Here is a 14,634-nt window from a genome sequence, read left to right on the forward strand (position 1 = left end):
ACAACCAGGAGGTTGGCTTAGAAGCAGCCATCCTTTAAAGAAAGCGTAACAGCTCACTGGTCTAAATAAGGGTTTCTGCGGCGAAGATGTAACGGGGCTCAAGACGTGCACCGAAGCTTAGGGTGTGTTCTATGAACACGCGGTAGCGGAGCGTTCCGTAAGCCTGCGAAGCCGAAGGGTAACCGACGGTGGAGGTATCGGAAGTGCGAATGCAGACATGAGTAGCGATAAAGAGGGTGAGATGCCCTCTCGCCGAAAGACCAAGGGTTCCTGCTTAAAGCTAATCTGAGCAGGGTGAGCCGGCCCCTAAGACGAGCCCGAAGGGGGTAGTCGATGGGAACCACGTTAATATTCGTGGGCCTGGTGGTGTGTGACGGATTTCGTGTGTTGTCAGACCTTATTGGATTGGTCTGGCTTCGAAGAAGTCCCAGGAAATAGCCCCACCGTATAGACCGTACCCGAAACCGACACAGGTGGTCAGGTAGAGTATACCAAGGCGCTTGAGAGAAGTATCCTGAAGGAACTCGGCAAATTGCCTCCGTACCTTCGGAAGAAGGAGGCCCCACATTTGGGCAACCATTTGTGGGGGGCACAGGCCAGGGGGTAGCGACTGTTTAGCAAAAACACAGGGCTCTGCTAAGTCGGCTTCAAGACGACGTATAGGGCCTGACGCCTGCCCGGTGCCTGAAGGTTAAGTGGAGGGGTGCAAGCTCCGAAATGAAGCCCAGGTAAACGGCGGCCGTAACTATAACGGTCCTAAGGTAGCGAAATTCCTTGTCGGGTAAGTTCCGACCTGCACGAATGGCGTAACGACTTCCCCACTGTCTCCAGGATATGCTCAGCGAAATTGAATTCTCCGTGAAGATGCGGAGTACCCGCGGTTAGACGGAAAGACCCCGTGCACCTTTACTGCAGCTTCAGAGTGGCATTAGGAAAGAATTGTGTAGCATAGGTGGGAGGCTTTGAAGCCGAGGCGCCAGCCTTGGTGGAGCCATAGGTGAAATACCACCCTGTTGTTTTCTGATGTCTAACCCAGCACCGTTATCCGGTGCGGGGACCCTCTGTGGCGGGTAGTTTGACTGGGGCGGTCGCCTCCTAAAGAGTAACGGAGGCGCGCGATGGTAGGCTCAGGACGGTTGGAAACCGTCTGCAAGAGTGCAATGGCATAAGCCTGCCTGACTGCGAGACTGACGAGTCGAGCAGAGACGAAAGTCGGTCATAGTGATCCGGTGGTCCCTCGTGGAAGGGCCATCGCTCAACGGATAAAAGGTACGCCGGGGATAACAGGCTGATAACCCCCAAGAGCTCATATCGACGGGGTTGTTTGGCACCTCGATGTCGGCTCATCACATCCTGGGGCTGGAGCAGGTCCCAAGGGTTTGGCTGTTCGCCAATTAAAGTGGTACGTGAGCTGGGTTCAGAACGTCGCGAGACAGTTTGGTCCCTATCTGCCGTGGGCGTCGAAATTTGAGAGGAGTTGACCCTAGTACGAGAGGACCGGGTTGAACATGCCTCTGGTGGACCTGTCATCGTGCCAACGGTGCAGCAGGGTAGCTATGCATGGACGGGATAACCGCTGAAAGCATCTAAGCGGGAAGCCTCCCTCAAGATAAGATTTCATAGAGCCGTCGAAGACCACGACGTTGATAGACTGGATGTGGAAGTGCAGTAATGCATGGAGCTAACCAGTACTAATTGCTCTATTCACGCTTGATAGTCCCACCATCAATGACAGCCCTGGGCTGTCGGATGGATGAGATTTAAAGCTCAACCAGATGATTGAAAACGCACGGATAACATCGACAAGAACCCAACATATTGCGCCGGCTTCATAGCTTGGTGACCATAGCGTCTGTGACCCACCCGATCCCATCTCGAACTCGGCCGTGAAACCAGATTGCGCCGATGGTACTATTGCTTAAGCACTGGAAGAGTAGGTCGTCGCCAGGCTTTGAAGCTCGCGCAATATGTTGTGTAAGAACCCATTCACAAACCCCGCTGCCTCAGGACAATCAAGAGGCCCAGCCCTCTCCTGATCCAGCACAAAGTTGACGCGGGATGGAGCAGCCCGGTAGCTCGTCAGGCTCATAACCTGAAGGTCGCAGGTTCAAATCCTGCTCCCGCAACCACTGATAGCGCACTCGATACGCCGCCCTCACGGGCGGCGTTGTCGTTTGTGGCAAATCCTACCAGAACATCCGTCCGCGCGACGACTTCGGCCTCGGGACCCTTAGGGCCACCGGGGTGGATCGTCACGCGCTCGATCAACTGCCCGATGATCTGCGCGGCTTCGGTGCGGATGCGCTCGTCATTGAGCGCGTCGCGCAAGGCGCGCACCTTGTCCTCGAAGCGCGCGAGCAGCACCGGGTGGGGCAGGATATCGGCCGATAGCGGGGCTTGAGCTTTGGACGCGAGCTGGGCTTCGAGCCGGGCCTTTTCGGCCTCGCGCTCGGCGAGCAGCCGCTGGAGCGTCGGGCTCAGCACCCCGCTCAGCATATTCTGCTCGAGATTGGCGAGTTCCATCTCGACCAGTTTAAGCTTCTGCGCGGTCAGGGTGTCATTTCCCTGCTGTTCGCGCGTGAGGCGCGCCGCCTCGGCGCGGAACGCTTCGACAAAGGCGCGGGCATGGTCTTCGGTGAGCAGCCGGTGCTGGAGGACCGAAAGCGTCGCGTGCTCGATCTGCGCGAGGCGGACCGAAACGCGGTTGTCGCAGGTCGCGCGCTCCTTGACGCCCGCGCAACGATAATAGTCCTTCCCCGAAATTGTGTAGTTCGCGCCGCAGGTGGCGCATTTGATCAGCCCCGAAAGCAGGTGTCTGCGCCGGCGCTGGCGTCCGGGGTTTTCGGTCGCGCTGCTTTTGCTGCGGCGTCCGAGTTCGCGCCGGACGTCGTCCCAGAGGTCATCCTCGACGATGCGAAGATCGGGGACCGCGATTCGGATCCACTCGTCTTCGGGGCGCAGGCGGTAGAGCCGCTCGCGGCGGTCCGAATCCGGATTCTTCCGCCATTCGCGGCGGTTCCAGACGAGTTCGCCCCGATAGAGTGGATTGTTGAGCATGCCGACCAATTTTTTCGGATCGCCGCGGATGCTCGACGCGTTCCACGCGCCGCCGCGTGGGCCGGGAACCTCAGCCAGGTTTAGCCGCTTGGCGATCTGGATCGCGGACAGGCCGCTCGCAAACCACGCGAAGATCAGTCGGACATGCTCGGCTTCCTCGGGATGGATCTCGAGCAGGCCGGTCAGAGGGCGCCCGCGATCGTCGAACCCGGTGACCTTGCGATAACCATAAGCGCGGCCCCCCGCGAAGCGCCCGGCAAGCACCGCGGCGCTGAGGCCGCGGTGGACCTTCTGGCGCAACTGGCTGAGGAACAGCGCACCCAACATCGACGCGACCGCGAACTTGACGTCGTCGATCTGGTTTTCGGCGATCGTCCACAACGCTACGCGGCTGAACCTGAGCTTCTTACCAATCCAGGCCACGTCTTCGGGGTCGCGGGCAAGGCGGTCGAGCGATTCGGCAACGACGACGTCGATTCGTCCATCTTCGATGTCGCGGAGCAGGCGCTTGAGGCCGGGCCGATCTCGACGATAGCCAGAAATTTCGGGGTCGATATAGGTGCCGACGACCTCGCCGCCGAGAAACTGGACCAACGAGTCACACGCGGCGACCTGGTCCGCGCTCGAAGCTGGGTTCTGCTTGTCGCTTGAGTGACGACCGTAGATCGCGATGCGCGGGGGGCTTAACGACATGGTTTTTCTTCCATCTGCATATGTACAGAATCTTCAGCCTGCTTCTTCACATGCTCTTGCGCGGCGAGGCGGCCGAGCAGCCGGGCGAGGGCGCTGAGGCCCTCGCTGGGCGCGGTACTGGTCTCCGCGGTCATCAGAGACCGTCGAGCCAGGCGGTGATGTCCGAGAGCCGCCAACCGACACACTGCGCGCTGAGCTGGCGCTTCGCGGGAAAAGTCCCGGCTTTGACCTTGCGCTCGATGGTGCGGGCGCTGAGCCCGGTGATTTCGCAAATTTCGGCTATGCGAACGATGCGGTCGATCTGCATGGGAACCTCGGATGAAACGACCACGACTGTGTGGCCGTCATCTGATTTGTCGCGTTCGCCCGCGCGAAACTGGTCTACCCACCCGGGGGGGGGGGGGTATTAAAATTTCGGCGCGAATGGGCGCGCGAAACTCGGCGTTGGAACGTGATCGCGCCGACAGGAGAAGCGCCAGGCGAGTGCTGGCGACAGCGCTGGATCGAGACCAACGGGCTCGAATTGCTTGTTCTGATAGTCGAGTGGCAGGCCGGATTCCTGGTCGAGGATCCTGCGTGCGTCGGTGATCATGTCGCGGCCCGGACGCGAAGCGTCGGCCTTGTTCTCGCGCGCGGTTTTGGCTGGTTTCAAATTGGTGAGAAGGCGGCTCGATGCCTGCGCGATCAGCGCTTCACGAACCTCCTGTCGGTCCCAGCTTTGTTGCCGCGCGACCTTGAAAAAATCGGGCCCCGTCTTTTCATCGCCTTTTGCAAACTGGTTCGCATCGAGCAGAAAGATCGCGCGGTAGGCGGCGATCAGACCTTGGATAAAGACTCGGATGTGACTGAAATTATGCGCAACAAGCGTTGCGCGCTCCAGCGCGGTCACGTCTCGATTGTCGACGAAACGGTCGACCCTGTCCGGCAGTTCGATCACCATGTGGACGAAGCTGATGATCGCATAGCTCAAAGCCGTTTCTGGTCGCATCCCATCGCGAAACGACCCTGCGTGCAAATGCGTGCTCGAACGCGCCTTGCCGTCGCGATCTACATGCTTGTCGCCTAATATCTTGCCGATGCTTTCTACGTGTGAAAGGCCATATTGGGTGGTCGCAAGAAAGTGTCTTCGCTGGCCTTCTCTAAGAGGCACGTTCTTATTGTGTATTTCAGATTCAGAAAAGCCCGATCTGTGTGCGAGAGAAACAGCGATGTTTTTTAGTCCATTTCCCGTGGCAAAGCCGATCAGCGAGCGCATTTCTTTTTCATATTGAGGATCGTGCCCCGGGCCATCATAAAGCGGATGCTGACGCTTCAGAGATTTTTCGATCGTCTTCAAATGCAGCCGAGTTTTACTTGCCAATTGGTCAAGCCGTGCCATCGTCTGGGGCTTGAAGTCTTGTCCTTCAAGCCAGCCCCCGGTGGGCCATACCGTGGCCTGAAAGAGCCGGCAGGCGATGACTTGCAGATCGTGAAGGCCCCACAGAGCCGAGAGATTGATCAGCATATCCCGCGCGCTTGATGTCGGCATGTTGATCTTGCCATCGGCGAGGGCCTGCGCGCAGTCACCGAGATACCCCCTGAGCAAGTCATCGACAAAGCGGCGATCCTTGACGCGGGCGTGTGCGAGGTCGCGGGCCAGAATCTCCAGGCTCAAAATTGGGTTGAAATATTCGATCTTTCCCTTGGCGTTTTTGCGAGGGATAACGACCTGGCTCAGGATTGCAGCGATCGCGGTGTCGTTGGCCGGGGTGTGGACCATGCGTTTTAAGCGTGTGCGGATGGCATCCTCGCCCTCCGGAGCGAAACCGTCCGGCAGCAAGACCTGGTGATGATCGAGCCAGCCCGATGGGACCGTTCTGAGTTCGGTGGCGGTTGCAAGTTCGAGATCAAACCGTGTCGTGCGAAGCCTCTGCAGGTCCCGCTCATTGTCCACTGTTCGACCGTACAGCAATTCCGCCTGCGCACTGGCGATGGAATCCATGGCGCTCTTGAGGGTGAGATTGGCGGGAAGGTGACGGGACAAAAAATCAAACTGAAACATCGCAGCGCTATGAGACGCAATGCTGAACAGTCAGTGCAGTGCGTTGGCTAAATTTTGGTAAAATCGCGGAAGGGCGTCACTTGCGAAAATGCTCTTCGCGGCAAACGTGCAATTGCCGCCCTCGACCCTCTGCCGCCGTTTATTTATCGGTTTCCGTTCTCCAAATGCAGACGGGCAGCTTCCCAATTTCTCACGTGCCATGTGGGCCGCAGGTGCCGATCTCACAAACGCCGAAATGGGCGGCCCCTGCGATCGGCCGGGGGTTGGGCCTACAAAACATTGCTGATGCGATCCCGGCCGAGGTGCTAGGGCTCCGGGATGTCAGGAAGATCGTGCCCGCCAGGCGCTCGGCGCCATCTTGGTCCAACCTAAAAAGGCACGACGGAAAGTCGCCACGTCGGCATATTGCAGGCGCGATGCGATTTCCCTCACAGTGAGGTTGGTCCCTGCCAGCATGGTCATCGCTAGATCTCGGCGGCAATGGGTGCGCAGCGCAACCAACGAGGCGCCTTCGCGCGCAAGCCGGCGACGCAGTGTGGCTGGGGTAAGGCCGAACATCCGTGCCATTGTCTGTATTTCGGGAATGCCCTCTCCCATCGACAGCGATGCGCGCATCGCGCTCACCAGGCGTTGCGATAATGTCTCGGTTCCATAATCCGGGGGCAGCAAGTCGAAGGGGAACAGAGCGAACAGGCCATCGATTTCGGATGGCTTGCGGGCAATCGGCCAGTCCAGATAATGCTCGGCGAACGAAAAGCTGTCTTTCGGCTGAGCGCAGCGGGGATTGATACTGAAGAGATCCTGGAGCCCGGTTTCATCCAGCATATCCGGAAAGGCCAGCGTCACATCGATCAGCGGCACTTCCTCACCGATCACCCAGCCCAAAATCCGGTGATAGGAGGCAAGTGAAAACAGCGAGATAAGAAATTCGGCGACGCTTTTTTCGCGCGTTCGTCTGTCCAGTGCGAAATTGACCACATTCCCATCGATCGTGACGGCCCACTGTGCCGCGCGCTCGCCGAGCATTGCGTAGAAATCCGTCATGATCCCCACCGCCTCGCGTAACGTCGAGCAGCCGAGCATGGCCATCAGCAATATGCGGTGGTTACGCACCGGAAAGGGTATGAGCCTGTTCTTGCGGCAACTCTCATCGTGCAGCGCAAGCACGCAATCCGATGCCAACTGAGCAAACGCCGCCCGCGGAATTAGCGTCGCACGCCCCTCACGCGCGGCGCGTTCGAGCAGACCAAGGCCCGAACGCTTGAGAACACTCCGGACATCGCCTCCGGTCTCGGCCAATGTGTCAAGCAGCACGACCATGGCCGAGGCCGGCACAAAGCGTGGCGATGTCGAAGCCGCAATACGCACGTAGGAAACCCCAGGTGGCCGTGAGAGTATCCTAGCACACCTGCTCTCTAATGCCTCCTATTTTGCACCCAAATGCCTCCATCTTCGAAAGTCACTGATCCTATGCATGTGCCCGACCAACAGGAGGGGATCTGCAATGACGAAGGGACTATTGAGCCCGGTAATGGGAGTGGTGTGTCTTGTTTCGGGACAGGCATATGCGCAGGTGCCCGCCGAACCGTCCGCCGGGCTTGAGGACATTATCGTCACCGCGCAGAAGCGCCGCGAAAACCTGCAGGAAACCCCCCTTGCAGTAAGCGCCCTTACGGCGGAGACGATTGAGCGGCGCGGGATCACTGATGTTTCGTCGCTGACGGCAACGGCACCCAATCTGACCGTGACGACGACGGGCGCCTCCACATCCAATATCGCCTTGTTCATCCGCGGGATCGGGGAATCCGAAACGATCCTGACGGTCGACTCGCCCGTCGGCCTCTATGTCGACGGCATCGTGCTTGGCCGCAGTTCTGGTGCCGTCTTCGACCTTGTCGATCTCGAGCGGGTCGAAGTGCTGCGCGGACCACAAGGTACGCTATATGGCCGCAACACCACCGGCGGCGCCGTAAACCTGATCTCCAAACGGCCGTCGGACGAATTCGGTGCTGATTTCTTTACCAGCTACGGCAATCTCGACGCCATCCAGCTCAAGGGCAGCATAGACACCGGCGAATGGGGCGACAGCGGGATTAGCGCGCGGCTGACCTATCTCCATAAGCAGCGCAGCGGCTATGTCGACAATGTCCTGACGAAGAATTCGCACGACCCCGGCGCCTATAACGTCGACGCTTTTCGCGTAGCGCTCCGCTACGACAAGGGCGGCGCAGTGCGGCTCAATTACGCCTATGACTTCAACGATCGACGCAGTGTCGCCAATCCCATGCAACTCGCGATCGCCCGCTCCGACATTCTCGCCTATGCCAGCACCTCGTCAGCGCTAGGTGGTGCCCCTCTTCAGATCTCACGCGACCGCCTGAAGTCTCTGCGCCTCGACGCCGATGGCCCTATCAAAGACCGCGTCACGGGGCATGCGCTCACCGCCGAAATCGATCTTGGCGACAATCTCATGCTTCGTTCGCTTACGGGCCATCGCCGCTGGTCCAACCGCGTCGTCAGCGATCAGGACGGCAATGGTGGCTTGGTCGGCTTCGTAGTCGACCCCGTGCTTTTTGCCGGAGGCCCGTTCCTGCCGCTCGGCGTGCAACCGATCAGCCTGTTCAATCTGACCTTCGAGCGCGGCCAGCGGCAATGGACCCAGGAACTAAACCTGATCGGCAAGATCGGCGACAATGTCGATTTTGTGCTCGGTGGCTTCTATTTCAACGAGGTTGCCCATGAGGATAATCCAACCTTCCTCACCTATATTCTTCCATCTCCCGTCCCGATCGAGGCTGCACCGGGGGTGTTGGTCGATTCCTTCGGCGTAAACCTCGCCAGCAACTTCAATTACCGCTTCAAATCCCAGTCAAAGGCGCTTTTCGGACAGGTTACCGGCCGGCTCAACGACCGCCTGAGCGCGACCGGCGGGTTGCGCTACACCCGCGACGATCGAAAGCTTCGCCAGCGCGAGCCCTATGTCCGCGATCTCGACCGCGATTTCGAGAAGCTCAATTGGGCGGCGACCCTGCACTATCGCTGGAACGACGATCTCATGACCTATGCGCGCGTCGCAACCGGCTACAAGGCTGGCGGCTTCAATGCGCGATCGCAAAATGACGGTTTCGAGCCAGAGGATCTTACGTCCTATGAGGTCGGCCTGAAGAGCGAATGGTTCGATCGCCATCTGCGGTTCAACCTGACCGCGTTCCATGCCGACCACCGCGACGTGCAGGTCGGCCAGTTCCTTGCCGGATCGGGGGGCTCGGTCGGCATCACGGTCAACGCGGGCAAAGCGGAATATAACGGCATCGAAGCTGAATGGACCGCGTTGCTTGGCCAGCGTCTGACAATCAACGGCAATTTCGGCTATGTCGATCGCAAGTATAAGAGCTTCATCATTCGCGACCCTGCGACAGACGCGCTCGTCGACATCGCGAAAACCGCGCGGTTCATCTATTCCGCAGGCACCACGGCAAATATCGGCGCGGAATATCGCTTCGGGGATGTTGGCGTCGGTACATTGTCCGCCCGCCTCGATTATTCCTATCGCAGCCGCACCTATTTCCATTCGACGACGATCCTCAATCCGTTCAACAACGAATTGTCAGACGGCAAGGTAGGCCTGCTCGACGGCCGCGTCACTCTGGCGGACATGCAATTGGGTGCCGGCAAGGCGCAGCTGTCGGGTTGGGTCCGCAACATCACCAACAAGGACTATCTGCTGGGCGCGGTTGATTTCGGATCGCTCGGTTTTGGGACGGTCGGATACGCCCAGCCCCGCACCTATGGTCTCGATCTGCGCGTGGGGTTCTGATCATGACAGTGCAATTCGAACACCTTCTCTCCCCCGGTCGTATCGGCCCGATGGCGCTGCGCAACCGCATGCTCCTCACCGCCATGGGAACCGGCCTCGCCGAAGATGACGGCACCTGCGGTGCGCGCGCGCTGGCCTTCAACCGCCGGCAGGCCGAAGGCGGTATCGGGCTCGTCACTCTGGGCGTCGTCGGCGTTGGCTGGCCGATCGGCAGCAACATGAAGGGGCAGCCCGCGCTGTCCGAGGATCGGCACATCGCGGGCATCGCCGCCATGGCGCAAGCTGTGCAGCAGCATGGTGCTCGCTTTGCGGTCCAGCTGCATTTCGGTGGCCTTGTTGGAATGGAGGATATGCTTGCGGGGCGCCCCGCATGGACCCCGTCGCTCCCGAAAACTGTCGATGGCGATATGCTGGACGGCTTTCTCGCGGAGGAGGCCGCCACCACGCCGTTCTTCCAGCTGCGCGACGTCCGCTACAAGGTGATGACGCGCGACGATATCGCCGACCTGGTGGAAATGTTTCGCGCGGCGGCAAACCGTGCACGACGCGCCGGGGTTGATGGTATCGAGATCCACGGCGGTCACGGCTACATCATATCCTCCTTCCTCTCTCCCGCGACAAACAAGCGCGACGATGATTATGGCGGCAGCGTGGCCAACCGCGCCCGGTTGCTCGTGGAGATCATCAAGGCCGTGCGGGATGGAGCTGGCCCAGACATCGCCGTCTGGTGCAAGATCGACACCGAGGAATATGAACGCGAAGGTGGTATACGCATCGAACATGCGCTTGAAACCGCCCGGCTGGCGGAAGCGGCCGGTGCGCATGCCATCACTGTCACGGCCAACCACGAGGGATCGCGCGGAGCATTGCACTCGGGATCGCACACCCCTCAGGCGCCCGGCCTAAATCTTCCCAAGGCAGCCGCCATCAAGCGCGCGGTTTCGATCCCGGTGATCTTTTCAGGCCGGGTCGAACTCGAACTTGCCGATGCGACCATTGCACGCGGCGAGGGAGATTTTCTCGGCATGGGGCGCAAACTTCTCGCGGATCCTTCTCTTCCCGCAAAGATCGCAAAGCGTGATCCATCGGCGATACTGCCATGCGTCTATTGCTACACCTGTATCAGTTCCATCTACTATGGCGGATCGGTCCGGTGCGCGGTGAACCCGGAAACCGCCTTCGAAGACGAAGACTGGTTATCGCCTGCCTCCATCACGCGACACGTCGCGGTGATCGGCGGTGGCCCTGCCGGCATGGAAACGGCCCGCAGACTGGCCCTGCGTGGTCACTGCGTTACGCTCTTTGAACGCAGCCGGATACTCGGCGGAACGCTGCGCTTCGCTTCAATCGCATATGATGCCAATGAGCGCCTGTTGGATTGGCTGGTCCGCGAGATCGGGCAGTCGAATGTCGACGTTCGGCTCGGCGAAGAAGCGACGCCTGAGTTGCTGCGGTCGATCGCTGCCGATGCGGTCGTTGTTGCGACAGGCGCCCGGCGAGATCTCTTTGCGGTCCCCGGCGATGATCATGATCATGTCCTCAACGGCGACGATCTGCGTCGGCTGATGATGGGCGACAAGGCCTTGCCCGGCCGCGCGAAGCTGGGATGGGCAAGCCGCGCACTCGCCAAGGCGGGGGCATTGACCGGAACGACGAGCCGTCCTGCGCTGGTCCGCGAATCGACCCGAAGCTGGATGCCGCTCGGCAAACAGATCGTCATCATCGGCGGCGATCTTGTCGGGCTCGAATTGGCGGAATTTCTCGTCCATCGCGGACGTCAGGTCACCATCCTGGATGACACCCCAAAATTCGGGCGCGGCCTCCAGATCGTCCGTCGCTGGCGCGTGCTCGACAATCTTCGGCAAGCGGGCGTGCATTTCGAACCGGGGGCGAACGACTTTGCGATTGAGAAGACCGCCGTTCATGCAACCCGCTCCGACGGGCAGCGTATTCGCTTTCCGGCAGACCATGTCGTGCTGGCTCGGGGTGCGGGCGCAGACATCCGCTTTGCCGAAACGCTTCGGGCCGCGGGCTTTGCTCCGTACGTCGTCGGGGATGCCGCGGGCGTTAGCTATATCGAAGGGGCGATGAGGAGCGCCGCAGAACTGGCGCGCACTCTGTAACGAGGCTGAAGGTGCGCGGCGCGGGCAATCAGCCTGTCCCGCACACCCCAAAGCGCCCGTAACCACATATCCGTATCCGAAGTTCAACAAGGGAGGGGCTTATGGCCGTCAATGGAGTCAATCGCATCCTGATCGCTGTGCACGATCTGGAAGCGGCCAAGAAGAAATATCACGACCTGCTCGGCGCCACGTTCCTGGATGCGCATTGGACCGGCACCCCGTTTGGCATCGCGGTGTCGATCGCCTGGGATGCCGGGATCGAGCTGTGCGCCCCCCTTCCCGACCGAGAAGACAGCAGCGCCGTTTCAGGCTTCCTCGCGAGCCACGGAGAAGGCGTGATGAATGTCTTTTTCAACGTCACCGATGGGGAGGTCGCGATGGAGCGTGCCACCCGGCACGGTTACACCAGCGTCCATTCGCTTGATTATACGCAGGCCGAAATCGACAAGCATCTGGGCGGTCTGTTCCAGCGCTATCAGGAATTCAACCTCGACACCGCCCAGCGCTGCGGCTTTACGATCAGTCTCGCCCGCATTGAAGCCAAACAGGAAAGCTGAACGGGGTCCGCGTTTCGGACGGCCGCGAAGAAAAACGCCCCAGAAAGCCGACATAGCCGACACTGGAGGGCCTTTGCTAGCTCCCAAACGCCGCCTCGATGGGTGGGAGCGTCGGTTATGTCGGATGGAGCGGTCCGGCAGATTTTGTCGCGGCGGCGGGTTTTATGCAGAGGGTTCGGCGAGCGCATCCAAAACCGCTGCTGCCGCGCGCAGAATCTTCAAAAAATTATATTACAATTCAAATGATTAGTTTCAAAATGCACCGAATTAGGAGGAGTGGACCATGGCGATTCGTAGCCGCACGATTGAGCATGACGGCCCCGGTGGCCCCGTTCGAAGGGGTTTTCGTATGGGACGATGCCGTATCCGACCCACGCCCCGGCGTCATCATCGTGCATAATGTCATGGGGGTGAAGGCGTTCGACCGTGGTCGGCGTGCTGGTCGAAGTGCCGGTGATGCTGTCTGTCGTCTCGATCGTGAAGCGGACGCGGCCCTGGTACGAGGCGAGAGCGACGGCATGACCCAGATCTATTTCTCGGAGGCTCGGCACGCCGATGAGGTCCTGCAGCTCGCGCTCGGCGCCGCGCAGCTCCCAACCGACGATCTCGGCGGTCCCGACCAGATGTTCTTCAGCCTGTCCGACGATGAAGGGCTAATCGGGTTCATCGGTCTAGAAGGGAACGGCGCTGACCGGCTGCTCCGCTCGCTGGTCGTGCTGCCGAGCCGGCGCGGCAAAGGATATGGCCGGATGCTGGTCAAGCGCCTTGAAGGCGTCTTTGATGGCGCGGTCGAACGGCTGCATCTCCTGACCAACGGCACCGGGGAGTTCTTCCGTAAGCTCGGCTACGCCGACGCCGATCGCGACGCGGCGCCGGCATTCATCGTCGCGACCGCGCAGTTCACGTCGCTGTGCGGTCCGCGCGCGACCTATCTCGTCAAGGATCTTGGATGACGCGCCTTCGTGACCTGATCGACCCCGACCATTTGCCTGCGCTCGATCGCAGCATCGCCATCACCCGGCCGGGCGCCGGCATGGGCGATGATCAGCCGCCGCCGCGTATTCTGTTGCTCTACGGGTCGCTGCGCGAACGCTCGTTCAGCCGCCTCGCGGCCGAGGAAGCGGCACGGCTGCTGATCCTGTTCGGTGCCGAGGTGCGGATATTCGATCCGAGCGACCTGCCGCTCCCTGATCAGGTGAAGGGCGACGATCATCCCGCCGTCCATGAGCTGCGCCAGCATGCGCTTTGGTCCGAAGGCATGGTCTGGTGCAGCCCCGAGCGGCACGGCCAGATCACCGGCATCATGAAGGCGCAGATCGACCATCTGCCGCTGGAGTTCGGCGGCATGCGGCCGACCCAGGGCCGCACCCTCGCGGTCATGCAGGTGTCGGGCGGCTCGCAGTCGTTCAACGCGGTCAACACGTTGCGCCTGCTCGGCCGCTGGATGCGGATGATCACCATCCCCAACCAGTCGAGCGTGGCAATGGCGTTCAAGGAGTTCGACGAAGCCGGCCGCATGCGACCGTCGAGCTATTATGACCGGATCGTGGACGTGATGGAGGAACTGGTCCGCTTCACGATCCTGACCCGCGCCCACGCTGGGCAACTCGTCGATCGCTATTCCGAACGGAAGGCCGCACAGGCGAAGCGTGATGCTGCGGCCGATCTTGCCTCGCGCGCTCTCGGCTGATGGCCGCAGGTTACCCGCCACCTAGACTTAGAATGACCGCTTATTCTGAAAACAGCCTTTCGGACTAACCCATCCAAACGGCAGCTAAGTCCCACGATGCGGCGTTTGGCGCTCCGGAAAACCGACCCTTGCCGGTCATTCAGCCGCCGATTTTCCGTTCCTAGGTGCGGCCTGTCCGCTATACCATTCTGGATGCCCAAAATGGCCGTTTGGAGACGGTCCGCTTTTGACGCCTAAGGTCGAATGGCCGACCTCTTGCGACAAGCTGCGATTACGGAAGCGGCGTGATAGCGTCCATGATCGTGAGCCGTTCAAGCGGCCGTGCCCCAACACGCGAATTGGTCACGAGAATCGTAGCGCCCGGACCGAGCTCCTTCTTCACGAGATCGTGGAAACGGCGTGGCAGGTGGATGCGATTTAGCGTCGCCTCATCGACCTCGCGGTCGGCATCCCCTGCGTGGCCCGGCAGTCCGACATAAACCCAATGCGGCCTGCCGCCCTTGAAGACAAGATTGATGACGTGCGAGCCGGGATCGTCGTCGGCGATCTCTGCAACGCTGCGACCGATCTCCACGCCGTTTCGCAGGACGACGACCCGCTTGGTCGAGCTTCGAGACAATGATGGTGAGCGGCCCCTCGCGCGCCAGTTCGGGTGT

The 14,634-nt window shown here is 60.3% G+C and carries 11 protein-coding genes, 1 tRNA gene, 2 rRNA genes and 1 pseudogene (1 of these 15 only partly in view); 9 read left to right on the forward strand and 6 right to left on the reverse strand.

The genetic code is table 11. The features are described from left to right. The 4 genes from QYC26_RS10480 to QYC26_RS10495 all read left to right on the forward strand — a co-directional run. Positions 1–1,715: ribosomal RNA gene (locus QYC26_RS10480) — 23S ribosomal RNA — on the forward strand; it begins 1,078 nt to the left of the window's first position. 120 nt (positions 1,716–1,835) lie between these two features. Then, positions 1,836–1,950: ribosomal RNA gene (gene rrf, locus QYC26_RS10485) — 5S ribosomal RNA — on the forward strand. A 102-nt stretch (positions 1,951–2,052) separates the two neighbouring features. Then, positions 2,053–2,129: transfer RNA gene (locus QYC26_RS10490), tRNA-Met, on the forward strand. Positions 2,130–2,244: 115 nt separating this feature from the next. Continuing rightward, positions 2,245–2,391: a hypothetical protein gene (locus QYC26_RS10495; RefSeq protein WP_317512172.1), complete on the forward strand. Its 147-nt coding sequence runs from the start codon at positions 2,245–2,247 to the stop codon at positions 2,389–2,391. Between the two features lie 321 nt (positions 2,392–2,712). Here the strand turns inward: QYC26_RS10495 and QYC26_RS16790 are convergent. The 5 genes and pseudogenes from QYC26_RS16790 to QYC26_RS10525 all read right to left on the reverse strand — a co-directional run. Next, positions 2,713–3,750 (reverse strand): annotated as a pseudogene (locus QYC26_RS16790) (recombinase family protein); the annotation flags it as partial. Then, positions 3,741–3,884, reverse strand: a complete 144-nt coding sequence (locus tag QYC26_RS10510; RefSeq protein ID WP_317512175.1) for a hypothetical protein — start codon at positions 3,882–3,884, stop codon at positions 3,741–3,743. The pseudogene QYC26_RS16790 and the gene QYC26_RS10510, both read right to left, overlap by 10 nt. Beyond that, positions 3,884–4,057, reverse strand: a complete 174-nt coding sequence (locus tag QYC26_RS10515; protein WP_317512176.1) for a helix-turn-helix transcriptional regulator — start codon at positions 4,055–4,057, stop codon at positions 3,884–3,886. The genes QYC26_RS10510 and QYC26_RS10515 overlap by 1 nt, the downstream gene beginning before the upstream one ends. 99 nt (positions 4,058–4,156) lie before the next feature. Then, positions 4,157–5,791, reverse strand: a complete 1,635-nt coding sequence (locus tag QYC26_RS10520; protein WP_317512177.1) for a hypothetical protein — start codon at positions 5,789–5,791, stop codon at positions 4,157–4,159. A 321-nt stretch (positions 5,792–6,112) separates the two neighbouring features. After that, complete coding sequence (locus QYC26_RS10525) at positions 6,113–7,159, reverse strand: AraC family transcriptional regulator ligand-binding domain-containing protein (protein ID WP_317512178.1); 1,047 nt, start codon at positions 7,157–7,159, stop codon at positions 6,113–6,115. A 136-nt stretch (positions 7,160–7,295) separates the two neighbouring features. On the opposite strand from QYC26_RS10525, the gene QYC26_RS10530 reads away from it, so the two are divergent. The 5 genes from QYC26_RS10530 to arsH all read left to right on the forward strand — a co-directional run bounded on the left by QYC26_RS10530 (position 7,296) and on the right by arsH (position 13,978). Beyond that, a complete protein-coding gene (locus QYC26_RS10530; protein WP_317512179.1) occupies positions 7,296–9,608 on the forward strand; it encodes a TonB-dependent receptor in 2,313 nt (770 codons plus the stop codon). A 2-nt stretch (positions 9,609–9,610) separates the two neighbouring features. After that, positions 9,611–11,731 (forward strand): FAD-dependent oxidoreductase, encoded by a 2,121-nt coding sequence (locus tag QYC26_RS10535; RefSeq protein WP_317512180.1) that lies wholly within the window; start codon positions 9,611–9,613, stop codon positions 11,729–11,731. Between the two features lie 101 nt (positions 11,732–11,832). After that, positions 11,833–12,288: a VOC family protein gene (locus tag QYC26_RS10540; protein ID WP_317512181.1), complete on the forward strand. Its 456-nt coding sequence runs from the start codon at positions 11,833–11,835 to the stop codon at positions 12,286–12,288. Positions 12,289–12,806: 518 nt separating this feature from the next. Beyond that, on the forward strand, positions 12,807–13,241 hold the full coding sequence (locus QYC26_RS10545; protein ID WP_411197650.1) for a GNAT family N-acetyltransferase: 435 nt from the start codon (positions 12,807–12,809) through the stop codon (positions 13,239–13,241). Continuing rightward, the gene (gene arsH, locus QYC26_RS10550; RefSeq protein ID WP_317512182.1) at positions 13,238–13,978 is read left to right on the forward strand and encodes an arsenical resistance protein ArsH; all 741 of its coding nucleotides are present in this window, start codon (positions 13,238–13,240) and stop codon (positions 13,976–13,978) included. The genes QYC26_RS10545 and arsH overlap by 4 nt, the downstream gene beginning before the upstream one ends. Positions 13,979–14,249: 271 nt before the next feature. Here arsH and QYC26_RS10555 read toward each other — a convergent pair whose 3' ends face one another. Further along, the gene (locus QYC26_RS10555) at positions 14,250–14,552 is read right to left on the reverse strand and encodes a hypothetical protein (protein WP_317512183.1); all 303 of its coding nucleotides are present in this window, start codon (positions 14,550–14,552) and stop codon (positions 14,250–14,252) included. Positions 14,553–14,634: the final 82 nt, after the last annotated feature.

It is taken from the genome of Sphingomonas sp. C3-2, from assembly GCF_033025475.1.
Classification (GTDB): Bacteria; Pseudomonadota; Alphaproteobacteria; order Sphingomonadales; family Sphingomonadaceae; genus Sphingobium_A.